26 protein-coding genes are annotated in these 21716 nt (G+C 71.4%); 18 read left to right on the top strand and 8 right to left on the bottom strand.

The window, feature by feature from the left end:
- The first annotated feature begins 42 nt into the window (after nucleotides 1-42).
- From rpsM to truA, 7 genes are all read left to right on the top strand, one after another.
- Complete coding sequence (gene rpsM, locus BU204_RS16465) at nucleotides 43-423, top strand: 30S ribosomal protein S13 (RefSeq protein WP_075126557.1); 381 nt, start codon at nucleotides 43-45, stop codon at nucleotides 421-423.
- Entirely contained in the window at nucleotides 420-596 is a 177-nt protein-coding gene (locus tag BU204_RS40105) for a hypothetical protein (RefSeq protein ID WP_158073470.1), read from the top strand. The genes rpsM and BU204_RS40105 overlap by 4 nt, the downstream gene beginning before the upstream one ends.
- Before the next feature lie 18 nt (nucleotides 597-614).
- A complete protein-coding gene (gene rpsK / locus BU204_RS16460; protein WP_075126556.1) occupies nucleotides 615-1022 on the top strand; it encodes a 30S ribosomal protein S11 in 408 nt (135 codons plus the stop codon).
- Nucleotides 1023-1045: 23 nt separating this feature from the next.
- Entirely contained in the window at nucleotides 1046-1651 is a 606-nt protein-coding gene (gene rpsD, locus BU204_RS16455; protein ID WP_075126555.1) for a 30S ribosomal protein S4, read from the top strand.
- 84 nt (nucleotides 1652-1735) lie between these two features.
- A complete protein-coding gene (locus BU204_RS16450) occupies nucleotides 1736-2788 on the top strand; it encodes a DNA-directed RNA polymerase subunit alpha (protein ID WP_075126554.1) in 1053 nt (350 codons plus the stop codon).
- Complete coding sequence (gene rplQ / locus BU204_RS41295) at nucleotides 2788-3525, top strand: 50S ribosomal protein L17, sunset domain variant (protein ID WP_075126553.1); 738 nt, start codon at nucleotides 2788-2790, stop codon at nucleotides 3523-3525. Before BU204_RS16450 ends, rplQ begins: the two co-directional genes overlap by 1 nt.
- A gap of 68 nt (nucleotides 3526-3593) precedes the next feature.
- Nucleotides 3594-4361, top strand: coding sequence for a tRNA pseudouridine(38-40) synthase TruA (gene truA / locus BU204_RS16440; protein WP_233160368.1), 768 nt, complete (start codon nucleotides 3594-3596; stop codon nucleotides 4359-4361).
- 54 nt (nucleotides 4362-4415) lie between these two features.
- On the opposite strand, the gene BU204_RS16435 is transcribed toward truA, so the two are convergent.
- The 3 genes from BU204_RS16435 to eccE form a co-directional block, all read right to left on the bottom strand.
- Complete coding sequence (locus BU204_RS16435; RefSeq protein WP_075126552.1) at nucleotides 4416-5969, bottom strand: S8 family peptidase; 1554 nt, start codon at nucleotides 5967-5969, stop codon at nucleotides 4416-4418.
- Nucleotides 5970-6356: 387 nt separating this feature from the next.
- On the bottom strand, nucleotides 6357-7085 hold the full coding sequence (locus BU204_RS16430) for a hypothetical protein (protein WP_075126551.1): 729 nt from the start codon (nucleotides 7083-7085) through the stop codon (nucleotides 6357-6359).
- Nucleotides 7082-8272 (bottom strand): type VII secretion protein EccE, encoded by a 1191-nt coding sequence (gene eccE, locus BU204_RS16425; RefSeq protein WP_075126651.1) that lies wholly within the window; start codon nucleotides 8270-8272, stop codon nucleotides 7082-7084. The genes BU204_RS16430 and eccE overlap by 4 nt, the downstream gene beginning before the upstream one ends.
- A gap of 376 nt (nucleotides 8273-8648) precedes the next feature.
- Between eccE and eccB the strand changes: the two genes are divergently transcribed.
- The 3 genes from eccB to BU204_RS16410 all read left to right on the top strand — a co-directional run bounded on the left by eccB (nucleotide 8649) and on the right by BU204_RS16410 (nucleotide 11886).
- A complete protein-coding gene (gene eccB / locus BU204_RS16420; protein WP_075126550.1) occupies nucleotides 8649-10310 on the top strand; it encodes a type VII secretion protein EccB in 1662 nt (553 codons plus the stop codon).
- A gap of 102 nt (nucleotides 10311-10412) precedes the next feature.
- Nucleotides 10413-10724, top strand: a complete 312-nt coding sequence (locus tag BU204_RS16415; protein ID WP_075126549.1) for a hypothetical protein — start codon at nucleotides 10413-10415, stop codon at nucleotides 10722-10724.
- A 7-nt stretch (nucleotides 10725-10731) separates the two neighbouring features.
- The gene (locus BU204_RS16410) at nucleotides 10732-11886 is read left to right on the top strand and encodes a WXG100 family type VII secretion target (protein ID WP_083661372.1); all 1155 of its coding nucleotides are present in this window, start codon (nucleotides 10732-10734) and stop codon (nucleotides 11884-11886) included.
- 7 nt (nucleotides 11887-11893) lie between these two features.
- Here the strand turns inward: BU204_RS16410 and BU204_RS41940 are convergent, their stop codons facing one another.
- A complete protein-coding gene (locus tag BU204_RS41940; protein ID WP_269844647.1) occupies nucleotides 11894-12028 on the bottom strand; it encodes a hypothetical protein in 135 nt (44 codons plus the stop codon).
- 72 nt (nucleotides 12029-12100) lie between these two features.
- Nucleotides 12101-13192: a magnesium/cobalt transporter CorA gene (gene corA, locus BU204_RS16405; protein ID WP_075126548.1), complete on the bottom strand. Its 1092-nt coding sequence runs from the start codon at nucleotides 13190-13192 to the stop codon at nucleotides 12101-12103.
- Nucleotides 13193-13487: 295 nt separating this feature from the next.
- Between corA and BU204_RS16400 the strand changes: the two genes are divergently transcribed.
- Together BU204_RS16400 and BU204_RS16395 are read left to right on the top strand one after the other, a co-directional pair.
- Nucleotides 13488-14003, top strand: coding sequence for a MaoC family dehydratase (locus BU204_RS16400; protein WP_075126547.1), 516 nt, complete (start codon nucleotides 13488-13490; stop codon nucleotides 14001-14003).
- On the top strand, nucleotides 14000-15115 hold the full coding sequence (locus BU204_RS16395; protein WP_075126546.1) for a DUF2332 domain-containing protein: 1116 nt from the start codon (nucleotides 14000-14002) through the stop codon (nucleotides 15113-15115). Before BU204_RS16400 ends, BU204_RS16395 begins: the two co-directional genes overlap by 4 nt.
- 85 nt (nucleotides 15116-15200) lie before the next feature.
- On the opposite strand, the gene BU204_RS16390 is transcribed toward BU204_RS16395, so the two are convergent.
- Entirely contained in the window at nucleotides 15201-15605 is a 405-nt protein-coding gene (locus BU204_RS16390; RefSeq protein WP_075126545.1) for an NUDIX domain-containing protein, read from the bottom strand.
- Nucleotides 15606-15782: 177 nt separating this feature from the next.
- On the opposite strand from BU204_RS16390, the gene BU204_RS40755 reads away from it, so the two are divergent.
- The 6 genes from BU204_RS40755 to BU204_RS16365 are packed head-to-tail and all read left to right on the top strand — an operon-like array spanning nucleotide 15783 to nucleotide 19333.
- Complete coding sequence (locus tag BU204_RS40755) at nucleotides 15783-15947, top strand: hypothetical protein (RefSeq protein ID WP_198942893.1); 165 nt, start codon at nucleotides 15783-15785, stop codon at nucleotides 15945-15947.
- 18 nt (nucleotides 15948-15965) lie between these two features.
- Nucleotides 15966-16526: a PH domain-containing protein gene (locus tag BU204_RS16385; protein ID WP_075126544.1), complete on the top strand. Its 561-nt coding sequence runs from the start codon at nucleotides 15966-15968 to the stop codon at nucleotides 16524-16526.
- A gap of 37 nt (nucleotides 16527-16563) precedes the next feature.
- Complete coding sequence (locus BU204_RS16380) at nucleotides 16564-17430, top strand: PHP domain-containing protein (protein ID WP_075126543.1); 867 nt, start codon at nucleotides 16564-16566, stop codon at nucleotides 17428-17430.
- Nucleotides 17427-18050, top strand: a complete 624-nt coding sequence (locus BU204_RS16375) for a MarC family protein (protein ID WP_075126542.1) — start codon at nucleotides 17427-17429, stop codon at nucleotides 18048-18050. Before BU204_RS16380 ends, BU204_RS16375 begins: the two co-directional genes overlap by 4 nt.
- Before the next feature lie 57 nt (nucleotides 18051-18107).
- Nucleotides 18108-18944 (top strand): RecB family exonuclease, encoded by an 837-nt coding sequence (locus tag BU204_RS16370; protein WP_075126649.1) that lies wholly within the window; start codon nucleotides 18108-18110, stop codon nucleotides 18942-18944.
- Between the two features lie 35 nt (nucleotides 18945-18979).
- Nucleotides 18980-19333, top strand: a complete 354-nt coding sequence (locus BU204_RS16365; RefSeq protein WP_083661371.1) for a hypothetical protein — start codon at nucleotides 18980-18982, stop codon at nucleotides 19331-19333.
- A 14-nt stretch (nucleotides 19334-19347) separates the two neighbouring features.
- Here the strand turns inward: BU204_RS16365 and BU204_RS16360 are convergent, their stop codons facing one another.
- Both BU204_RS16360 and BU204_RS16355 read right to left on the bottom strand, forming a co-directional pair.
- Complete coding sequence (locus tag BU204_RS16360; RefSeq protein ID WP_075126647.1) at nucleotides 19348-20253, bottom strand: alpha/beta fold hydrolase; 906 nt, start codon at nucleotides 20251-20253, stop codon at nucleotides 19348-19350.
- Between the two features lie 52 nt (nucleotides 20254-20305).
- Complete coding sequence (locus BU204_RS16355; protein WP_143229538.1) at nucleotides 20306-21712, bottom strand: Rv3212 family protein; 1407 nt, start codon at nucleotides 21710-21712, stop codon at nucleotides 20306-20308.
- Nucleotides 21713-21716: the final 4 nt, after the last annotated feature.

Here is a 21716-nt window from a genome sequence, read left to right as displayed (position 1 = left end):
CGGTGGGGGAGAAGACCTGGACGAGTAGTCGAACGAGGAGATATGGCACGCGTTGCTGGCGTCGACCTCCCCCGCGAAAAGCGGATGGAGATCGCGCTGACCTACATCTACGGCATCGGCCGTACCCGCTCCAAGGAGTTGCTCGAGGCCACCGGCATCAGCCCGGACCTGCGGGCGAGGGATCTGTCCGACGAGGACGTCACGAAGCTCCGCGACTTCATCGAGGGCAACTACCGCGTCGAGGGTGACCTTCGCCGCGAGGTGAACGCCGACATCCGTCGCAAGATCGAGATCGGCTGCTACGAGGGCCTGCGGTGGCGCCGCGGCCTGCCCGTGCGCGGCCAGCGGACCAAGACCAACGCCCGCACCCGCAAGGGCCCCAAGAAGACGGTGGCCGGCAAGAAGAAGGCTGGGAAGAAGTGAGCGCGGTCGTACCAGTCGTCGCCCAGCGGCGGCGCAACCGTCAGTTCGTGGCCCTGCAGGTGGCGCACCGCACCGCCCGGCCACAGGCGCTCCGGGACCTCTACCGCGACGCCGGCTCGATCCGCCGCGCGGACGTCCACACGCCGTCCCGCCCCTCCCAGACCTCCCGCTAACAGGAGCACCGCACACCCATGCCACCCAAGTCCCGTCAGGGCGCCGGGGTCAAGAAGGTCCGGCGCAAGGAAAAGAAGAACGTCTCCCACGGCCACGCGCACATCAAGAGCACGTTCAACAACACCATCGTCTCGATCACCGACCCCAACGGGAACGTGATCAGTTGGGCGTCCAGCGGCCACGTCGGCTTCAAGGGCTCCCGCAAGTCCACCCCGTTCGCCGCCCAGATGGCTGCCGAGAACGCCGCCCGCAAGGCCGCCGAGCACGGCATGCGCAAGGTCGACGTGTTCGTCAAGGGCCCCGGCTCCGGCCGGGAGACCGCGATCCGGTCGCTGCAGGCCGCCGGGCTCGAGGTCGGCACCATCCAGGACGTGACCCCGCAGCCGCACAACGGCTGCCGGCCGCCCAAGCGGCGCCGGGTCTAGGGGAAGGGGAGGACTAGACAGACATGGCTCGTTACACCGGCCCCATCACCCGTAAGTCTCGCCGTCTCCGGGTCGACCTCGTCGGGGGCGACCGCTCCTTCGAGCGCCGTCCCTACCCGCCCGGCCAGCACGGCCGTGCGCGGATCAAGGACAGCGAGTACCTGCTCCAGCTCCAGGAGAAGCAGAAGGCCCGCTTCACCTACGGCGTGCTGGAGAAGCAGTTCCGCCGCTACTACGAGCAGGCCGCCCGCACCAAGGGCAAGACCGGTGAGGCGCTGCTGCAGCTGCTCGAGTCGCGGCTGGACAACGTCGTGTACCGCGCGGGCCTGGCCCGCACCCGGCGGCAGGCCCGGCAGCTGGTCAGCCACGGCCACTTCACCGTGAACGGCAAGAAGGTCAACGTGCCGAGCTTCCAGGTGTCGAAGTTCGACATCATCGACGTGAAGCCGAAGTCGCTGAACACGCTGCCGTTCGTCGTGGCCAAGGAGTCCTTCGGTGACCGGCCCATCCCGGGCTGGCTGCAGGTCGTGCCGAACAGCCTGCGCATCCTCGTGCACCAGCTGCCCGAGCGCGCGCAGATCGACGTGCCAGTGCAGGAGCAGCTGATCGTCGAGTTCTACTCGAAGTGATCGACCCGGGAGGCGGCGCGACGCCGCCTCCCGGTCATTCCAGTGGCGTCATATGGCGGGCGCCCAAGGAAAGGAACAACAAAAGTGCTGATTTCCCAGCGGCCCTCGCTCGGCGAGGAGCCGGTCAACGAGACGCGGTCCCGGTTCGTCATCGAGCCGTTGGAGCCCGGCTTCGGCTACACCCTCGGCAACTCCCTGCGGCGCACGCTGCTCTCCTCCATCCCCGGCGCCTCGGTGACCAGCATCCGCATCGACGGCGTGCTGCACGAGTTCACCACCGTGCCGGGCGTGAAGGAGGACGTCACCGACATCATCCTGAACCTCAAGGAGCTCGTGGTCAGCTCCGAGGAGGACGAGCCGGTGACCATGTACCTGCGCAAGCAGGGCCCGGGCGAGGTCACCGCCGGGGACATCGTGCCGCCGGCCGGGGTCACCGTGCACAACCCCGACCTGCACATCGCAAGCCTGAACGGCAAGGGCAAGCTCGAGATCGAGCTGGTCGTCGAGCGCGGCCGCGGCTACGTGCCGGCCGTCCAGAACAAGCAGGCCGGCGCCGAGATCGGCCGGATCCCGGTCGACTCGATCTACTCGCCGGTCCTGCGGGTCACCTACAAGGTCGAGGCGACGCGTGTCGAGCAGCGCACCGACTTCGACCGGCTGATCCTCGACGTCGAGACCAAGCCGTCGATCACCCCGCGGGACGCCGTCGCCTCGGCCGGCAAGACCCTGGTCGAGCTGTTCGGCCTGGCCCGCGAGCTCAACGTGGACGCCGAGGGGATCGAGATCGGTCCGTCGCCGCAGGAGGCGGACACCATCGCCGCCTACGCGATGCCGATCGAGGACCTCGACCTCACCGTGCGTTCGTACAACTGCCTCAAGCGCGAGGGCATCCACACCGTGGGTGAGCTCGTCTCGCGCAGCGAGGCCGACCTGCTGGACATCCGCAACTTCGGTGCGAAGTCGATCGACGAGGTCAAGATGAAGCTCGTCGGCCTCGGCCTCGCGCTGAAGGACAGCCCGCCCGGGTTCGACCCCACCACCGCCGCCACGGACTACGCGAGCGAGGGCTGGTCGGACTCGGTCAGCGATGCCGGCAGTGACGATGGCCAGGACTACGCGGAGACGGAGCAGCTGTAATGCCCACGCCAACCAAGGGCGCCCGCCTGGGCGGCTCCCCGGCACACGAGCGGCTGATGCTGGCGAACCTCGCCACCTCGCTGTTCACCCACGGCCGGATCACCACCACCCAGGCCAAGGCCAGGAAGCTGCGGCCCTACGCCGAGCGCCTGATCACCAAGGCCAAGCGTGGCGACCAGCACAACCGTCGGCAGATCATGCGTGTCATCCGGGACAAGGAGGTCGTGCACCGCCTGGTCACCGAGATCGGTCCGTTCTTCGAGGACCGCAACGGCGGCTACACCCGGATCATGAAGACGCTGCCGCGCAAGGGCGACAACGCGCCGATGGCGATCATCGAGCTGGTGCGGGAGAAGACCGTCACGGCCGAGGCCGAGGCGGCCCGCAAGACCCGGTTCGCCGCCGACGAGAAGAAGGCCGACAAGCCCGCCGAGTCGTCCGCTGTCGATGAGGAGACCACCACTCCGGCGACGGCGTCCGACGTCGAGGTCGAGGAGAGCGAGTCCGACGACGAGCACCCCTACGGCGCCGGCAGCCACGCCGCGCTGGAGGACGGCTCCGAGCCGGAGGGCTTCCCGATCAAGGGCAACGCCAACTCGATGCTGTACCACGTGCCCGGCAGCCAGTTCTACGACCGCACGGTCGCCGAGGTGTGGTTCAAGACCGAGGAGGACGCGGAGTCGGCCGGCTTCAGCCTGCCGAAGTCCCAGGAGGAGTCCCAGGAGGACGAGTCCTGAGCGAAGCTCCCCACGACGAGCCCGTCGTCCCCTCCGGGGGCGGCGGGCTCGTCCGGTTCCGCCTCGGAATCGCCTACGACGGCACCGACTTCTCCGGCTGGGCCCGCCAGCCCGACCGTCGCACCGTCTGCGGGGTGCTCGAGGACACCATGTCGATGGTCCTACGCCAGGACGTGCGCCTGACCGTGGCCGGCCGTACCGATGCCGGCGTGCACGCCACCGGCCAGGTCGCCCACTGCGACATCGAACCCCCCGGCGACCTGCGTGCCCGGCTGGCCCGTGCGCTGCCGCCCGACGTTCGCGTCACCTCGGTCGAGCCGGCGCCGCCGACCTTCGACGCGCGGTTCTCCGCCCTGCGGCGCCACTACGTCTACCGCGTCTGCGACACCCCCTGGGCGGCGAACCCGCTGCGCCGCCGCGACACGGTCACCTGGCCCAGGGCGCTTGACCTCGCGGCCCTCGACGAGGCCGCGCGCGGGCTGCTGGGCGAGCACGACTTCGCCGCGTTCTGCCGCCGCCGGGAGGGCGCGACGACCGTCCGCGAGCTGCAACGCCTCGCCTGGACCCGCGACGCCGACGGTGTCCTGTCCGCCCACGTGAGCGCCGACGCCTTCTGCCACTCGATGGTCCGCAGCCTCGTCGGCGCCCTCATCGCCGTCGGCGAGGGCCGCCGGCCGCCGGAGTGGCCACGCACGCTGCTGTCCGCCAGGAGCCGCTCCAGCGAGGTCACCGTCGCCCCGGCGCACGGTCTCACCCTCGTACAGGTCGACTACCCCGCCGACGAGCACCTGGCCGCCCGAGCCGCGCTCACCCGGAACGTCCGGACCGCACCCTGACGTGGACGGCGGCGTGCCCAAGGGGCACGCCGCCGTCCACGTCCGGCCTCCTCGCTACAGGTCCAGAGTCCAGCTGTTCAGGGTGCCGGTGTCGACGGAGTAGACGTCTCGCACGCTGAGCTGCCAGGTGCCGTTGGCCGTCTCGGACGCCAGGTTGGTCGTGTAGGTCGCGACGATGTTGTCCGCGCTGTCCGAGGTGCTGGTGCTCTTCAGGCGGTAGGACGAGCCGTCCGGCGCGATCAGGTCGATCTGGATGTCGCCGCGGTAGGTGTGGGTGATGTTCACCGCCACGGTCGCGGTGCCGGAGGCGGCACCCTCACACCCGGAGATCGTGATCGGGCTGGTCACCGCGCTGCCGGCGTCCGGGATGGACACGCGGGTCGAGTTGGACACGGCCGCGCAGGTGTCCGGGTCGGGTCCGCCGCCGCCCTCGGTGGTGAACAGCAGCAGGTTCGGCGAGCCGTTGCCCGGGTTGGGGATCTTGTTTGGCGTCGCGTTGCCGACTAGGGCGTCCCGGACGGCCTGCGGGGAGGCAGCCGGGTTGGCCGACAGGTAGAGCGCCGCCGCGCCCGCCACGTGCGGGGACGCCATCGAGGTGCCGCTGATCGTTCTGGTGCCACCGTTCAGCCACGCCGAGGTGATGCTCTCACCGGGGGCGAAGATGTCGGTGCAGGTGCCCCAGTTGGAGAACGAGGACCGGGAGTCGCCGATGTTGGAGGAGTTGACGGTGATCGCCTCGGGCACGCGTGCCGGGGAGGTGTTGCAGGCGTTGGCGTTGGAGTTGCCGGACGCGATCGCGTAGGTGACGCCGGAGGCGATCGACCGCGAGGTCGCGGCGTCGATCGCGGCGTCCACGCCGCCGCCGAGGCTCATGTTCGCCACGGCCGGCTCGGTCGCGTTGTTGGTGACCCAGTCGATGCCCGCGACGACCTGGGCGGTGGTGCCCCCGCCGGAGCAGTTCAGCACCCGCACGCCGACCAGCCGGGCCTCCTTGGCCACGCCGTGGGCGGTGCCGCCGACGGTGCCGGCGACGTGGGTGCCGTGGCCGTGGCAGTCGTCGGCCGCACCGCCGTCGACCGCGTCGAAGCCGGAGGTGGCCCGGGTGCCGAAGTCGGGGTGGTCGAAGTCCATACCGGTGTCGATGACGTACACGGTCACGTTGCTCGCGCCGGTCTCGTACGTGTAGTTGCTGTTCAGCGGCAGGTTGCGCTGATCGATCCGGTCCAGCCCCCAGGACGGCGGGTTGGGCTGGTCCGCCGCGATCGAGACCGTCTGGTTCTGCTGGACGAACTCGACGGCGGGGTCGGCGGCGATCCGCTTGGCGGTCTGCTCGCTCATCGTGCCGGCGAAGCCGTTCAGCGCCGCCGTGTACCGCATGTCGACCTTCGCGCCGTACTTCGCCGCGGTGCTGTCCGGCCGGGCCGTGCTGCCGTCCTTGAACACCACGATGAAGCTGTCCTCGATGGCGGTGGCCGAGTCGGTGCCCAGCACCGGACCCTCCGCCGCCGACGCCGGCGCGGCGGCGAGCACCGCGAGACCGACGGCCGCTGCCGTGGCGCAACCAACTCCGGCAAGACGTCTGACCGACTTGCCCCGGAACTGTCCCATTTACCGCTCTCCTCGTGTGCAGGGCGCATGGACCCCAGCCCTCACAGGGGTCGCATGCGGAGGGAGATGGACGTGTTCGCGAGCGAACACCTCAGACCCTTCCGGGTTGGACGGTGGTCACGCAAGAGAGTCGAGCGCGTTCGCTCCGCGACTTATGAACAACAGGGACAAGACTGGGAACAGAATCGACCGACAGGCCCAGCAACTGCCGCCAACTGCCACGACCCGAACAGGCCCAGCCCATGTCGTCTTTGTACGGGGCCCGCCTCTGCCCAACAGCAACCTCGGGGGACCGTGATGCGACGCAGCCACGACCCACCTCGCCACCCCGCACCCGCGCTGGGTCGCAACGAACACTTTGAATTGCGGGGAGGCGGACTAGCCCTCTCAGTCGCCGCGGCGGACTGGGCCGAGGATGGCTTGTTCCTTCTGGGTGGTGACCAGGCGGAGGGGCTTCCACAGGTTGCGTCCCAGGGCGACGACCTGGTCGTCGGCGAGGGTGGTCAGCTGGTGCACCATCGGCGGCGGCAGCCGCCAGATGCGTGCGGCGAGCTGGGCCTGGCCGACCGGCAGGCGCTGTAGCAGCACCAGGTCTGCGGCGTTGGCCGTCGCGCCGGCCTGGGGGTGCATGTAGGGCAGCACGTAGACGGTCGTCTGCCAGGGTGAGCGCGGGGGGAACAGCTCCTGGGGCGTCGGACCACCGTCGTGCACGACCAGCAGCGGGCCGTCCTCCGAGGGGCGGGGCAGCTCGACCGGGCTGAGCCGGCGGATCTGCACCAGCGGGGCCGGGCGGCCGTCCGGGCCGGTGCCGGCGGCCTTCTGCAGGGCCTGCCAGGCCGCGGGCCGCCCGGTGGCCACGACCACCCACGCGCCGACCGCCATCGCCCGCAGGGCCACCTGGCGCGCCAGGTACAGCCCACCGACCAGCACGATCCTGGTGGGCGCCGGCCGCAGTGCGGAGATCGTGAGCGGCTCGCCCTGCAGGCCCGAGCCGAGCATCATGCCGCCGCGGTCGCCGCTGGGGCTGACCGCGTCCAGCATCTCGGCCTCCACCAGGAACTCCTCGCTCAGACCCGTCCCGTTCTGGGTGTCGAGGAGTCGGCTGGACCCGCTCATGCCCGGCCTCCCAGCGGCAGCGTGGCGGCGAGACCGGCGACCTGTAGGCCACGCAGCGGGGTCAGCGTGATCCCGAGGCGGCCGGAGATCACCGACAGCCGCTCGTCGGCGTACTCGAGCTCGCCGGGCGTCCTGGCGCTGACCCGCACCAGCCCGCGCAGGCCGACCTTGTTGTCCTCCCCGCCGGGGGAGATCGACACCGCCACCGTCGAGGACAGCGCGCGGACACCGGTCAGCGCGTTCAGGCTCTGCGCGGCCTTGCCCCGCGACCAACCCGTGATCGCGTAGCTCGCGTGCCCGACACCCGCCGCGGTCACGCCGGTCCACCGCTCGCGCAGCGCCACCCGCTGCTCGGAGCCGGCCACGGCGGTCAGCTCGGCGGCCGAGATCCCGGCCTTGAGCAGCTCGTCCGGATCGAGCGGGCGGGTCGGGACGCCTCGGGACTCGAGCGCGTTGCGGACCCGCGAGAGCGCGCCGATCAGGGCCCGGTGCGCGCCGAGCACGCCGCCGCCGCGCTCGCGCACGGCGGCCGGGCAGCGGCGCGGGTCGAGCCGGACGGCGACCCAGGTGGTCCGGCGCGCCGCGGCCGGCAGCGGGCCGAGCACCTCCATGTAGGAGGCCAGCGCCGGCGAGTTCGGCGGCAGCGCCGCGCTGCCGGGGTAGCAGTGCCAGATGACCTGGATGGCGTCCAGCACCACGCCGCGGTCCTCCAGGCACGGCGCGAGCGCGCCGAGCGGCAGGTTGGGCGAGCCGCCGACCTGGGTGACCAGCGCGGGTGCCGGGTCCACCAGCAGCACCGCGGTCCAGGTGCCGTCGTGCCAGGCGAGGCCGAGCGGGCGGCGTTCGTGGTCGACCCCGTGCGCGACGACGAGGTCGGGCACGGCCAGCCGCAGCAGGCTGACCCTGGGGTCGTCGGGGCCGGTGACCGGGGTGCCCTCCTCGGCGGCGATCGACTCGATGCTGATCGGGTTGGTCGGCCTGCTGACCCTGGCGTGGTTGCGGAAGGCGTACTTGAGCGTGAGCTTGACCCACTCGGTGAACCAGCGGCCCCGCCAGCGGATCGCGGCGACGGCCAGCCCCACCACGGCGATGCCGATGGCCACGTAGGCCATCACGTCGCCGTTGTCGATGGCCAGCAGCACCAGCCCGATCGCCACCGCGACCTCGAGCACGACGAGGTTGGACACCGGCAGCGCGCCCAGGCTCGCGCCGTTGGTGCGACGGCGCACCGACAGGGGGCGCCGCGGGGGCTGCGGCGGCGGACCGGCCTCCGGTCCGCCCGGTGCGGGCCCCTGGGGCGGGCCCTGCGGGTTCTGGGGTCCGTTCGGCCCGCCGGGTCCATGGCCCCCGGGTCCACCCGGCCCCGGCGGGCGCGGCGGCTGGCCGGGTGGAGGCGTGCTGCCCTGCCGTGGAGGCGTGCTCACCGACATCCGCTCGAAACTTCCCCTCGTCGCGTGCTCCGACACCTTCGATTGTGCCGATCCGTACGAACCAACCTGCAGCCGACACCGGTAGGTCTATCCTGCGGAACGGTACCGCGAGTGGGGAGCTGCAGAGGCCCGAATGCCATCGACACCGACGACCAAGTCCCAAGTCCAGGCGTATCGCTTCGTGCTGCGCAGGATGCAGTCCGCCCTGGTCCGCAAGGACGCGGTCATGCTGCACGACCCGATGCGAACGCACACCCGCGCGACGATCGTCGGGGTGTGCCTCGCCGGGCTCGGCCTGCTCGGGTTCCTGATCTGGGGAATCCTCGCGCCCAAGCCGACGGCTCCGACCAAGGACGGCATCGTCATCGGCAAGCCGTCCGGCCAGGTGTACGTACTGGTCGCACAGCCGCAGCGGAAGCTGATACCGGTGTTCAACCTCGCCTCGGCGCGGTTGCTGCTCCAGGCCCGCAAGGAGGGCGGCGACGAGAAGTCGAACCCGGTCGGCAACGCGGAGGGCCCGGGTTCGGGGGGTGGTGCGGTCAAGGTCGAGGCGCCGAAGGTGGTCGACGACAACGAGCTCCGCGACATCCCCAAGGACCGGAAGGTCGGCATCCCGGACGGGCCGGACCTGCTGCCCAGCGCCGACCAGCGGGTCGGCCCGCCCTGGACGGTCTGCGACGAGGCACAGCTGAACCGGGACCTGCCCGACCCCGACGAGAACCAGCCGGACCGGAAGAACGCCGAGACCACGGTGATGGCCGGGGTGTCCGACCTGGGCGCGCAGCTGGCGCAGAACGAGTCGCTGCTCGTGCGCCTGGACGTCGAGGCGCCGGGGCAGTCGCCCGACGACCAGCGGGCGTACCTGGTCTACCGCACGCCGGGCACGGCGAACCTGCCGAACACCAGCGCGGTCCGGGCGGAGGTCGACCTGTCCCGCGATGACGTGACGACCGCCCTCGGGCTGGAGCGCGCGGAACCGCGGGAGATCAGCGTCGGGTTGCTCAACGCCATCCCGGAGAAGGCGGCGTTGGCCACGCCGGACATCGACTCGCTCGGCAACGCCTCCCGGGTCGACGACCTGGACGAGTTCGGGATCGTCCGCAACGGCGAGGTGTTCCAGGTCGACCGGGCGGGTGAGACCTCGCGCTTCTACGTGCTGCAGCGGGACGGCATCGAGGAGGTCAAACAGACCACTGCCGAGCTGCTGCGCTACCACGACAACCCGGGCGCGCCCGAGATCACCGCCGTCACCCCGGACGCGATCACCAACATCCGGCAGGTCAACAACATCGACGACTCGACGTTCCCCGAGCGCAACACCGAGGTGCTCGCCGCGGAGAACTTCCCGGTGGCCTGCCTGAGCTGGAGGACCGTCGGTGAGGGGGACAACCGGGAGGCGCGCACGGCCGTCCACATCGGCAAGACCGTCCCCGGTAGGCCCACGCCCGTGCGGATCTCCTCGCCGAGCGCGGACGGGGTGCGGATCGACTACTTCTACATGCCGCCGGGCCGCGGCGCGGTGGTGCGCCAGGCCACCTCCAACGCGGACTTCGACACCGGGCAGATCACGCTGATCTCCGACCGGGGCGTCAAGTACGGCGTGCCGGACGCGACGACGGCCGCGGCGCTCGGCCTGGACAACCAGCTCCCGGCCCCGCAGAACATCATCCAGCTGCTGCCGGACGGCGCCTCGCTGTCGGTCGACGACGTCGAGCAGAGCTTCGACTCGGTGCCCTACGACCGGGGCGAGTACCCGACGGAGTCCGAGCAGGCCCGGCCGCAGGGCGGCGGTTAGCAGTCGTGAACAACTTTCGGAGTCGCGGCCGGAACCGTCGCCGTGCGCCTATCGTCTTCACCACGTGAGGTGTTGACCACACCAGTGGGGAGAGGGGCGCCCGTGACCGGGATCAAGTTCGACGCCGCCTGGGTGGGCGGCTACGGCCGGCTCGCGGCGGCGAGCGCCGACGCACTCGCCGAGGGCGTGCGGACGATGGCCACCGACCCGCTCACCGAGGAGTCGTTCGGTCAGCTCGGCCGGACGGTGCACACGACCCAGGCGTACTCCCGGGCCGCCCAGCACCTGCGCGAGCAGCTCGCCAGGGCGGTCGAGGCGCTGGGCTCGGCGTCCGAGGGCCTGGCGCAGGTCACGAGCCAGTACGTGGAGTCCGACGAGCAGGGCGCGGCGCACATCAACCGCGGCCGGAGCTGAGGCACCCGTGGTCGCCCGCGACGAGCCAGCGATCCTGCCGGCCCCCATCGAGGACGTGTCGACCCTGCCGCTGCCGCGCGGCGGCCCCGACGGTCACGAGATCGCCGACTCCCTCGCCGGCCATCTCGACTACCTCTCCCGGCTGGCCCGCGACCTCGGCGTCCCGGACCCGGTCGAGGAGTACTTCTCGCCGGTCGTCGGCCGGTGGAGCGACATGGAGGCCGAGGCCGACCGGTGGCGGCTGGTCGGCGACGCCGCGCGGGACGTGACCGAGTCGCTGAACCGGCCGCTGGGCAAGCTGGACGCGGCCTGGGACGGGGCGGCGGCGGAGTCGTTCATCGCCTACATGCAGCAGGTCGGCCTGGCCGGCCAGGACCTCGCCGACTCCATGCTCGCGCTGGCCGACGTGCTCGACATCACCGCGGAGGGCATCCGCGAGATCGTGCAGCAGCTGGGCGGGGTGCTCGGCGAGGTCGCCGAGTCGGCGTCGGGGGCGATGGCGCTGCCGGTGCAGGGCGACGAGCGCACGCGCCAGTACCTGGACATGATGCGCCGGCCGACCAAGGAGCTGTTCGAGGCCGTCCGTCAGATCCTCGAGGCGTTCGTGCAGCTGTGCGAGGGCGTGGACGGCTCCGAGGCGTTCCAGCAGGTCCGGATGGAGCACACGTTCCCGGCGGAGAACTGGAGCTTCACCGAGCCGCGGATCCCCACCGCGCCGGTGCCCGCACCCGTCGGTTCCGACCGGACCTCGGCGGCCGACCTCGGCGGTGCCGGTCTGGGCGGCTCGAGCGGTGGCTCGAGCGGTGGCTTCGGCGGTGGCTTCGGCGGTGGCGGTGGCGGCTCGCTCGGCGGCCTCGGCGGCCCGGGTGGCGGCGGTGCCGCCGCGGCGACGCCGGGCGGTGCGGGCGGCTACACCTTCGCCACCGAGCAGCCGCCGGCAGCCAAGCCGGAGGCACCCGCTGCCGCCGCCAGCACGGGCGGTGCCGCCGGCCGGGGTGCCGGGGCGGGGATGATGCCGATGGCGCCGATGATGGGCATGGGTCAGGGCGGCGGGAACGACGGGGACCGGCGCGGTAGGAGCCGGGTGACCGGGGACCCCGCCGACATCTTCGGCAAGCCGGAGAAGGCCTCGGCCCCGGTCATCGGCGACGACGACTACTGAGCCGCGCTCAGCGGGATCGTGCCGGCCCCACGCCGTTCGGGTCGACCGCGGGACCCACCGCGATCAGCACTGTGATGAGGACCAGCCAGGTCAGGACGAAGGCGAGCACCCAGAAGCGGGGGTTGGTGAGCAGCCGGGTCACGGGGAACCTCCCATCGCGGGGACGGATGAGCAACCGGGAGTCGCTGGGCGGGCCGCGGCGCGGCCGACCCAGCTACAGCCATCGGTTCCGACGAAAGATCCGGTAGAGGATCACACAGGCGCCCAGGATCACGAGGACCACGAGGGGATAGCCGAAGCGCCAACGCAGCTCCGGCATGTAGTCGAAGTTCATTCCGTACACGCCGACCACCATCGTGGGCACCGCGATGATCGCGGCCCACGCGGTGATCTTGCGCATGTCGGTGTTCTGCTGCAGCGAGATCTTCGCCAGCGTCGCGTCGACCAGCGTGGTGAGCAGCTCGTCGAAGCCGCCGACGCGCTCGGAGACCGTCGTGAGGTGGTCGTCGACGTCCCGGAAGTAGGAGCGGACATCCTCGGGCACGAGCGGGGTGTAGCCCTCGGCGAGCCGCCGCAGCGGCACCGCCAGCGGCATCACCGCGCGCCGCAGCTCGAGGATCTCCCGCTTCATCAGGTAGATCTGCTCGGCGCCGATCGGGCTGTTCGGGGCGAACACGCTGCTCTCGATGACGTCGATGTCGTTCTCGAAGGACTCGCTGACCGCGAGGTAGCTGTCGACGACCCGGTCGGCGATCGCGTGCAGGACGGCGGCCGGTCCGATGCGGAGCCGTTCCGGCTCGGCCTCCATCTCCTCGCGCAGCTTGGCGAGTCCGGAGTGCTGGCCATGTCGGACGGTGACGATGAAGCTCTTGCCGAGGAAGGCCATGATCTCGCCGGTCTCGACGATCTCGTTGGCCGTCGTCGGCGACTCATGGGCGATGTAGCGGACGGTCTTGAGCACCATGAACAGGGTGTCGTCGTACCGGTCCACCTTGGGCCGCTGGTGCGCGGTGACCGCGTCCTCCACGGCCAGCTCGTGCAGCCCGAAGGTCTCGGCGATTCCCTGGATCTGCTCTTCGTCCGGTTCGAACAGTCCGATCCAGACGAAGCCGTCCCGCCGCCGCCGCACCTCGGCTATCGCCTCGATGTGGCTGAACCGGCCGGGGAGCCGGGTTCCGTCGACATAGACGGCGCAGTCGATGACATGGGCGGGGGGCGTCGGCGGGGCCTCGGGGACGGCAGCCGGACGGCGGCTGTTCCGTCCGCGCAGGCCGCCGAGGCCACCCAGGGAGGGGATGGCAGGCATGTGTCCTCCAGGCGTCGAACGTCGGAGTCAATCGTCGGTTTCACGACGCGCCAGAGATCTCCGGCGCCGGAGCGTCCGGCCGGGAGTGCTGGGCCTGCCCTAGCGGCTGACCCGTCCGGCGAGGACGCGGTTGGTACTGCAACCAGTCGCGCCGTCATGGTTATGCGGGTCGCTCACGCGTCCTCACCTCCTCGGGTCAAGGGTGCGGACTCACTCACACACCAGTTGCCGAGCGTACTCCACCTGGCAGACTGCCCTCGAGCCCGCCACGGTCGCCGCGGAAGGGGAGGACGACGTGCAGTTCGGTCGGTACTACGAGGAGTTCGAGGTCGGCGCGGTGTACAAGCACTGGCCGGGCAAGACGGTGACCGAGTACGACGACCACCTGTTCTGCCTGCTGACGATGAACCACCATCCGCTGCACCTGGACGCGAACTACGCGGAGAACACCACCGACTTCGGCCGGAACGTGGTCGTCGGGAACTACGTGTACTCGTTGCTGCTCGGCATGTCCGTGCCCGACGTGTCCGGCAAGGCCATCGCGAACCTGGAGATCGAGTCGCTGCGCCACGTGCGCCCCACCTTCCACGGCGACACGATCTACGGCGAGACCGAGGTGCTGGAGAAGACCCCGTCCAGATCGAAGGACGACCGCGGCGTGGTGTACGTGGAGACCCGCGGCTACAACCAGGACGGGACCGTGGTGTGTGTCTTTCGCCGCAAGGTGATGGTGCCCAAGCGCTCCTACGGCGACGCCCGGGGCGGCGAGCAGCCCGGCCGCCCCGTCCCGCGAACCGACGCGCCGACATGACCCCCGCCACCCTCGAGGACGTCCGCGACCGGCTGCGCACCTTCGCCGGCCAGCACGCCGCCACGATCTCGCCCCTCTACAGCCACCTGGCCGCCCACGCCGCGGACGACGACGAGGTAGCCGGCCTGCTGACCGCGACGACGTCCGAACATGCCGATCCGACCCTGCTGTTCGCCGCCGTGCAGCGGGTGTTGCAGTCCGAGCCGTTCCACGAGCTGACGAACTACTACCCGTCGCTGGGTGGCAGCTACGGCCCCGACAACGGAACGTGGCCGCTTTTCCGCTCGTTCGTGTTGGAACGCCTCGATCGGGTGAGAGACCTCATCGCCACGCGCGTGACCCAGACCAACGAGGTCCGCCGAGCGGCTCTCCTCTACCCCGCGGTGGCCATGGCGGCCCGTCAGGCCCGGGCTCCCGTGGCGTTGCTCGAGGTGGGGACGAGCGCCGGGCTCCTGCTCGGCCTGGGCACGTACTCGTACCGCTACCAGACCCAACAGGCCGGCCAACTGGTAGCCGGCCCCACGCGGTCGCCGGTGGGTCTGCACTGCGCCCTCGCCGTGGCGCCGGGCGCCACCCTCCCCACGATCCCCAAGAAGATCGCCGTGGCCACGCGCATCGGCTTGGACGCCGAACCCGTGGACCTGGCCGACGAGGAGCAGTACGCCTGGCTCGAGGCCTGCATCTGGCCCGACCAGCCGGAGCGCCTGCGCCTCTTCGGGGCGGCCGCCGCCGCCCTCAGGAAGTCACCACCGGACCTGGTCGCCGGCGACGCGGTGGACGACCTCGCCGCCGTGGCCGACCGCATCCCGCCCGACGAGCCGATCGTCGTGCTGACCTCGAACGTCCTGTGGCTGCTGGACGAGACCCGCCGAGCGGCGTTCGTCGCGGAGCTGGCAGCGATAGCCGCCCGGCGCCCGGTGTGGTGGGTGAGCCAGGAGGGCTACCGCGCCGCGCTGGCCCCGCTGCTGCCCGACCGCGCCGACCTCGAACCACCCCCGGAGGGCCCGACGTTCGGCGTCCTGGGCCTGGTCCACTGGTCCGACGGCACACCCCAGGCGACGGCCCTGGCCCGCACCGCCTGGCACGGCGAACGCATGGAGTGGCTTGCCTGACCGGCTGGCTCGCCTGACGGGCGCTCGCCTGGCGGGCGGCTCCCTGGTCGCCTCGCGACTCGGGGAGTCACCACTCGGCAACCGGTCAAGTCCTGGGCAGGGCGTCCCAACCACGCAGCGTGTCGGCGAGTAGTGGGACCAGCTGCCCGTCCCGCTCCAGTTCGGCGAACCTGCCCGGCCCCACCCACTCCACCTCCGCCGCGTCGTCCCCGGCGCCCAGCACTCCGCCGACCACTGTCGCCGTGTAGTCGAAGATCTCGTACACGCCCGCGGGCGCCTCCCGCTCGACCCGGCCCACCAGCCTTCCGGGTGAAACGACCAGCCCTGTCTCCTCCTCAACCTCCCGCGCAACCGCCAGTAAGTCCGTTTCGCCCTGTTCCACCCTGCCCCCGGGAATCGACCAGAGCCCTTGGGAAGGCGGAGTGCCACGGCGGACCAGCAACAACCGCCCCGACGGGTCATGGATGATCGCCCCCACGCACCTGATCATCGGAACGCCACCCCCTCCGTGAACACGGACGGTAACCATAATCGCCTACCACGCTCGTGCACTGCCCCAACAGCAGGACTGCACTCCCTTTCCGAGCCCCGGTGCGGTACAAGTGTTTCAGGGTTTTTCAGCCAACCGACGATCACCCAGATCACGGGGGACACGGAGTAGCTCGCTGTGAATGTCAAGAAGGCACTGATTATCTCGGGCGCTGCCTTGGTGGTGTTCTTCCTGGTGACCCAACCGGTCCAGTCGGCCGCGCTGGTGAACTCGATCCTCGCCACCCTTCGGGACGCCGCCGAAGCAGTCATCACGTTTGTAACCTCGGTCTTCCAGACCTAAGCCGGTACCGTTCTCGGTATGTTCGCGCCACGGGATTCGGACGAGTACCTGCTGGAGACCGAACGACGGGTCATCCGGGTGCGCCTGCACTGGGCATCGCTGGCCTGGGACATCTTCGAGGCCGTCGCGCTGCTGGCGGTCGCGGTGATGGTGTCGTATCTGCTGCCGCCCTCGATGTGGCTGCTGCAGAACATCCTCTGGTACGCCGCGCTGTTCGTCGTGCTCCGGTTCGCCTACGTCGTGCTGCTCTGGTGGGTGGAGCGGATCGTGGTCACCGACAAACGGATGATGATGACCACCGGCATCATCACGACCAAGGTCCTAATGATGCCGATCGGCAAGGTGACCGACCTCACCTACGAACGTCCGCTGATGGGCCGGATCTTCGGCTACGGCACGATGGTCGTCGAGTCCGCCGGTCAGATCCAGGCGCTGAACCGCCTCGAGTACCTGCCGAAGGCCGAGCAGGTCTACGACGCCATCTCCGAGCTGGTCTTCGGGGACAAGGAGGCGCAGGCCGCGCGCTTCTCGATGATTCGGGCCCAGCGCCTGGCCAAGCGGCGGGCGAAGGTGGGCTGACGGAGGTCGCCGCAGGTCCCTCACGTTCAATAACAGCGTGAGGATCGATCTGCACGCCCACTCGACCGCGTCGGACGGCACCGACACCCCCGCCGAACTGGTCGCCAACGCCGCTGCCCAGGGCCTGTCGGCGCTGGCGATCACCGACCACGACACGACAGCGGGATGGGCGGAGGCCGTCGCGGCGCTGCCGCCGGGACTGCGCCTGGTGCGCGGCGCCGAGCTCTCCTGCGTGAGCCCGGACGGCCGCGGCGGGCACTGCACCGTGCACCTGCTGGCCTACTTGTTCGACCCGGAGGCGCAGGCGGTGGTGGCCGAGCACAGCCGCACCCGCGCCGCCCGCCGGGTCCGCCTGACCAGGATCGCCGAGAAGATGGCCGCTGACGGGTTGCCGATCGACGCCGAGAACCTCCTCGCCGAGGTGCCGGAGGACTCCACGGCCGGGCGGCCACACCTGGCCATGGCGCTCATGCGTGCCGGCGTCGTCTCCTCGGTCGACGAGGCGTTCGCCAGCTACCTCAACGACCGCGGCCGCTACTACGTGCCGAGCTCACGCACCCCGGTGGAGAGTCAGATCGAAATGATCAACGCGGCGGGCGGTGTCACCGTGCTCGCGCACGCCTTCGCCCACCGCCGCGGTCCGACCGTCACCGCCGAGGTGATCAAGGAGCTGGTCGGCATCGGCCTGGCCGGCGTGGAGGTCGATCACCCCGACCACGACGAGGCCGCCCGCGACGAGCTGCGGGCCCTGGCCGCGGACCTGGACCTGATCACCACCGGCTCCAGCGACTACCACGGCACCAACAAGGTCATCCGCCTCGGCCAGGAGACCACCGCCCCCGACCAGCTCGACGCCATCGCCGAGCGCGCGACCGGCGTCCCGGTCGTCGGTTCCGGTCAATGACCTTCGATCTTCGGTTGTTCGCGGAGGTCTCGATCACCCTGGTGGTGATCATGGATCCGCCGGGCACCGTGCCCGTGTTCCTCAGCCTGGTCGGCCGCCGGTCGCGCACGACCAGGCTGCGTGCCGCCCGCCAGGCGGTGCTCGTCTCGCTCGGCGTGATCAGCCTGTTCGCGGTCGGCGGCGAGGCGATCCTGTCCTACCTGCACATCGGCATCCCCGCGCTGCAGGGCGCGGGCGGGCTGCTGCTCCTGCTGATCGCGCTGGACCTGCTGACCGGCCGGGGCACCACCGAGCCCCAAGCCGTCGACGACGTGAACGTGGCCCTGGTCCCGCTGGGCACCCCGCTGCTGGCCGGCCCTGGCGCCATCGCCGCGACGATCGTGTTCGTCCGGCAGGCGGAGGGCTCCGCCGGGGGCTCCGCCGGCTCCTACCTCGCGCTCGCCAGCGCCATCCTCGCGGTGCACCTGGTGCTGTGGCTGTGCCTTCGCTACTCCGGCGAGCTGATCCGGGTGATCAAGGACAGCGGCATCACGTTACTGGCCAAGATCGCGGGCCTGCTGCTGGCGGCGATCGCCGTGCAGCTCGTCGCGGACTCGGTTCGCGGGTTCATCGCGTCCTGACCGTGGGCTGTCGGACCGCTCCACTACCGTTGAACCGTGCAACTCGGGTTCGACGCGATGCCGCGCAAGCTCATCAAGGTCACCCCGTCCCGGGTCGCGACCTGGCTGGACTGCCCGCGGCGCTACCGGATGGCCTACGTCGACCGGCCAACCCCGCCGCGCGGCGGCGCGTTCGCCCACAGCACGCTGGGCGCCGTCGTGCACAACGCCCTGCGCGCGTTCTTCGACCTGCCGGTCCGCCGGCGCACCCCCGAGGCAGCGCACGCCCTGGTCGGCCAGCACTGGAAGGACGACGGGTTCGCCGGTCCCGGGCAGGCGGCCACCTACCGCGAGCTGGCCGCCGGCTGGGTGGCCGACTACGTGGGCGAGATCGACGTCACCGACGACCCCATCGGCCTCGAGCGCTGGGTGTCCGCCCCGATCGGCTCGATCGTCGCCGAGGGGCGGGTCGACCGCATCGACGAGCGCGACGGCGAGCTGGTGATCGTCGACTACAAGACCGGCCGCAGCGCGCTCACCACCGACGACGCCAGGGCCTCGCAGGCGCTCGCGCTCTACGTGCTCGCCGCCCGCCGCACCCTGCGCCGCCCGTGCACCCGGGTCGAGCTGCACCACCTGCCCAGCGGGACCGTCGCTGCCTGGGAGCACACCGAGGAGTCCCTGACCAGGCACCGGACCCGCGCCGAGGAGGCCGCCGAGGAGTTCACGCTGGCGACGGATACCCTCAATGCCGGTGGCGACCAGGACGTGCTGTTCCCCCCACGGGTCGGGCGGCAGTGTTCCTGGTGTGACTTCCGGCGCAGCTGCCCCGAGGGGCAGGCGGCGGGACCGGCCGCGGAGCCGTGGGCCCTGCTCGCCCGGGCCGACGAGGTGGCCGATGAGGTGAAGGGATAGACCGCGTGGTGCCAGACAACTCGCCGACAGTCCCCATGCCGACACCGGTGGCCGCCTCCAGCGCCACCACTGTCGCCCTGCCCCGCACCCCGACACCCCGGGCGACGCGCACCCCCCGCCGCGGCGGCTTCGGCCGGGAGCTGGCCGGCGCCCTCGCGGTCGGCCTGTCGGTCCTGGCGGTCGTGATCGTGGTCTTCCAGGTGCTGGCCTGGGCCCGAGGCGTCCCAGGCCCCGGCACGGCAATGGTCCTGGGCCACCTGGGCGCCGCCGTCCTGGCCGTCCTCGTCCAGCGGGTGGCCGACAGGACCTCGGGCTGGCCGGCGACAGCGGCCGCCCTCGGCGTGGCCGTGATCACCGGCGCCACGATGTGGGTGCTCTGGTGGGCCTGAGGGTCTAGGTACAGCTAGATCTCCGTGGCGGCGGTGAGCCAGGAGCGCCAGGTCGGGATCAGGGTGTCCAGCAACATCGCCGGGTTCTCGACGTTGGGGGAGTGCCGTGCCCCCAAGATCATCGCGAAGTCGGCGTCCAGCCGCTCCGCCATGTCCCGCTGTGCGGACACCGGCCAGGCGTCGTCCTCCTCGCCGCAGGCGACCAGGCAGGGGATGCCCGAGGTGCTGAGCAGCCGCGCCAGGGCCGAGACCTGGTCCGGCTCGCTGCGCAGGCCCGTCGCCATGCCGAGCAGGCTCGCCGGGTGTGTGCGCAGGAACCGCTGGCGCAGGAACGCGGCCAGCTCCGGAGCTCGCGGGGGGTTCTGCGGCGCCAGCCGGTCCAGCTCGTCGCGCAGGTCCTGGGCGATCTGGACGCCGTGCTCGCGGATGACCGGCTCACCGAGGTCGAGCAGTTGGCGGCGCATCCCGTCGGGCAGCTCGGACGGGCCGCTGCCCAGCAGCGTGAGGCCCACGACCGGCGCGCCGGCCAGCACCGCGGCCCGCGACACCAGGCCACCGAAGGAGTGGCCGAGCAACAGCACCGGGTTGCCCTCCGCCGACAGCTTCCCGACCAGCTCGGCCAGCACGCCACCCAGGGCGGTCGGCAGGTAGGCCCGCTCGTCGTCCGGGCCGCCGGACTCGTACTGCCCGGGCAGGTCGATCGCGATCGCGTCGAAGCCGGCCTCGGCGATGGGGTCGAGCAGCGGCGCGAAGTCCTCCTTGGATCCCGTGTAGCCGGGGACGAGCAGGGCGATCGGCGCCGGGTGGCCGGTGCCCGCGGACGTCCTGGCGCGCAGCGCGGCGATCGGCCCGTAGCGGCCAGGCAGCTCGACACGCCGCCCGCCGTGCGGGCTGATCTGCGACTGCGGTTGCGGGTTCACCCAACCAGTGTCGCTCACGACCCCTGGAAATGTCGTAGAGCGCTGATGAACCTCACCGCAACGCGACCAGGGTGTCCCCACGCTGCTCGAACACCATCGGCCCGAGCGTGGACATCGTCACGTCCCCGCGGTAGTCCCCGCGCTCCACCGGGATGGTGCCCCGCCGCTCGCCGTTGGCCGGGTTCAGCACGGCGATCCCGTCGACCACCGGCACCAGCATCTGGCCGGCGAACATCGTCCCGGGTCCCACCGCGCCCTCCACGGTCCACAGCGGGCGCAGGTCCGCCTTGGACAGAGCGATCGTCTTCGAGCCGGTGTACCAGTAGACCGCCCGGATCGCCTCGTAGCTGGACACGACGTGCCCGGGCGGGTCCTCGTCCGGCAGGTCGCCGGGGGCCAGCGACAGCCGGTGCCGCCCCACCTCGCGTCCCTCCTGGTCGAAGACCAGCAGGCGGGCCGGGTCGGGGGCCACGACGACCGCGCACCGCTGGGTGTCGTTCTCGTTCTCCGCCGCGATCCGGCACTCCGCGCTCAGCGCGACGACCCGTACGCCCCGCACGCCGGTGTCCACGCTCGAGTCGACCTCCGGCTTGTCGGAGTTGTCGTCGCCGGTCGCGCGGTAGACGGTCAGCCGGTCGCCCTTGTCCTCCGGGCAGCGCTCCACGACGGCGATCCGGCCCTCCTCGACGGCGACCGACCCGAAGGTGCACCCGGTGCGGGGCTGCTTGTCCGGGTTCACCACGGCGGGGACCTGGCCGAACTCCATCGTCTGCACGAGGTCGGAGCGCCACGTGGTGACCAGGCGGCTGCCGGTGGCCGTGACGTAGCTGCCGTCGAACAGCAGCCGCGTGCCCAGCTCGGCGTCGGAGTTGCGTTGGCCGAGGTCGGGCTTGCTCCGGGTCTCGTCGGGGCGGGGTGGCCGGCCGCGTTCCCCGGTGGCCGGGGCGAGCGCGGTCACCTCGCTGCACCCGCCGCCCTTGCGGGGGTCGTCCTCCCGGAGCAGGTTCGACGGCTTCTGGTACGCGACGACCGCCACCGACCAGGCGGAGGTGATCGTGCACAGCGGCAGGTCGCGGCGGTAGCGCCAGCGCACCTCACCGGTGATCGGGTCCCGGCCGGCGACCTCGCCGCCGGAGCCGGTGACGACGGCAGGCCCGATCGCAACCGGTATCGGCGTGGCCGGGCTCTCCGCCCGCCAGGACTCGCCGAGCGAGGGCGGCGACGCGGTCGGCGCCGGCGGAGTGGTGAACGGACCGCTGGCGGTGACCGAGGTCGTCGCGCGGACGTCGCTGTTCTGCCAGACCAACAGCCCCGCGGCGAGGGCCGCGACGGCGATCAGCGCCGCCGCGGCCACGTCCCGCTTCCGGTGGAAGCGGGATCGCTCCACCGGCTCGTCCTCGCTGTAGTCCGGGTCCCTGTCGTCCGGCTCGAGTACGTCCTCGTCCCCGATGCGGTTCACGGGG

Origin of the sequence: Actinophytocola xanthii, from assembly GCF_001921205.1 — a bacterium.
Lineage (GTDB): Bacteria > Actinomycetota > Actinomycetes > Mycobacteriales > Pseudonocardiaceae > Actinophytocola > Actinophytocola xanthii.
This window is presented reverse-complemented; position numbering and strand designations above follow the sequence as displayed.

Bases quoted from the DNA above. Each gene is read 5' to 3' on its own strand.
- BU204_RS16370 (WP_075126649.1), top strand. From the start codon at position 18,108: ATGCCGCGCAAGCTCATCAAGGTCACCCCGTCCCGGGTCGCGACCTGG.
- BU204_RS16430 (WP_075126551.1), bottom strand. From the start codon at position 7,085: ATGAGCGGGTCCAGCCGACTCCTCGACACCCAGAACGGGACGGGTCTG.
- rpsK (WP_075126556.1), top strand. From the start codon at position 615: ATGCCACCCAAGTCCCGTCAGGGCGCCGGGGTCAAGAAGGTCCGGCGC.
- rpsM (WP_075126557.1), top strand. From the start codon at position 43: ATGGCACGCGTTGCTGGCGTCGACCTCCCCCGCGAAAAGCGGATGGAG.
- rplQ (WP_075126553.1), top strand. From the start codon at position 2,788: ATGCCCACGCCAACCAAGGGCGCCCGCCTGGGCGGCTCCCCGGCACAC.
- BU204_RS16365 (WP_083661371.1), top strand. From the start codon at position 18,980: ATGCCGACACCGGTGGCCGCCTCCAGCGCCACCACTGTCGCCCTGCCC.
- corA (WP_075126548.1), bottom strand. From the start codon at position 13,192: ATGCCTGCCATCCCCTCCCTGGGTGGCCTCGGCGGCCTGCGCGGACGG.
- BU204_RS16390 (WP_075126545.1), bottom strand. From the start codon at position 15,605: ATGATCAGGTGCGTGGGGGCGATCATCCATGACCCGTCGGGGCGGTTG.
- BU204_RS16435 (WP_075126552.1), bottom strand. From the start codon at position 5,969: ATGGGACAGTTCCGGGGCAAGTCGGTCAGACGTCTTGCCGGAGTTGGT.
- eccB (WP_075126550.1), top strand. From the start codon at position 8,649: ATGCCATCGACACCGACGACCAAGTCCCAAGTCCAGGCGTATCGCTTC.
- BU204_RS16375 (WP_075126542.1), top strand. From the start codon at position 17,427: ATGACCTTCGATCTTCGGTTGTTCGCGGAGGTCTCGATCACCCTGGTG.
- rpsD (WP_075126555.1), top strand. From the start codon at position 1,046: ATGGCTCGTTACACCGGCCCCATCACCCGTAAGTCTCGCCGTCTCCGG.
- BU204_RS16395 (WP_075126546.1), top strand. From the start codon at position 14,000: ATGACCCCCGCCACCCTCGAGGACGTCCGCGACCGGCTGCGCACCTTC.
- BU204_RS16385 (WP_075126544.1), top strand. From the start codon at position 15,966: ATGTTCGCGCCACGGGATTCGGACGAGTACCTGCTGGAGACCGAACGA.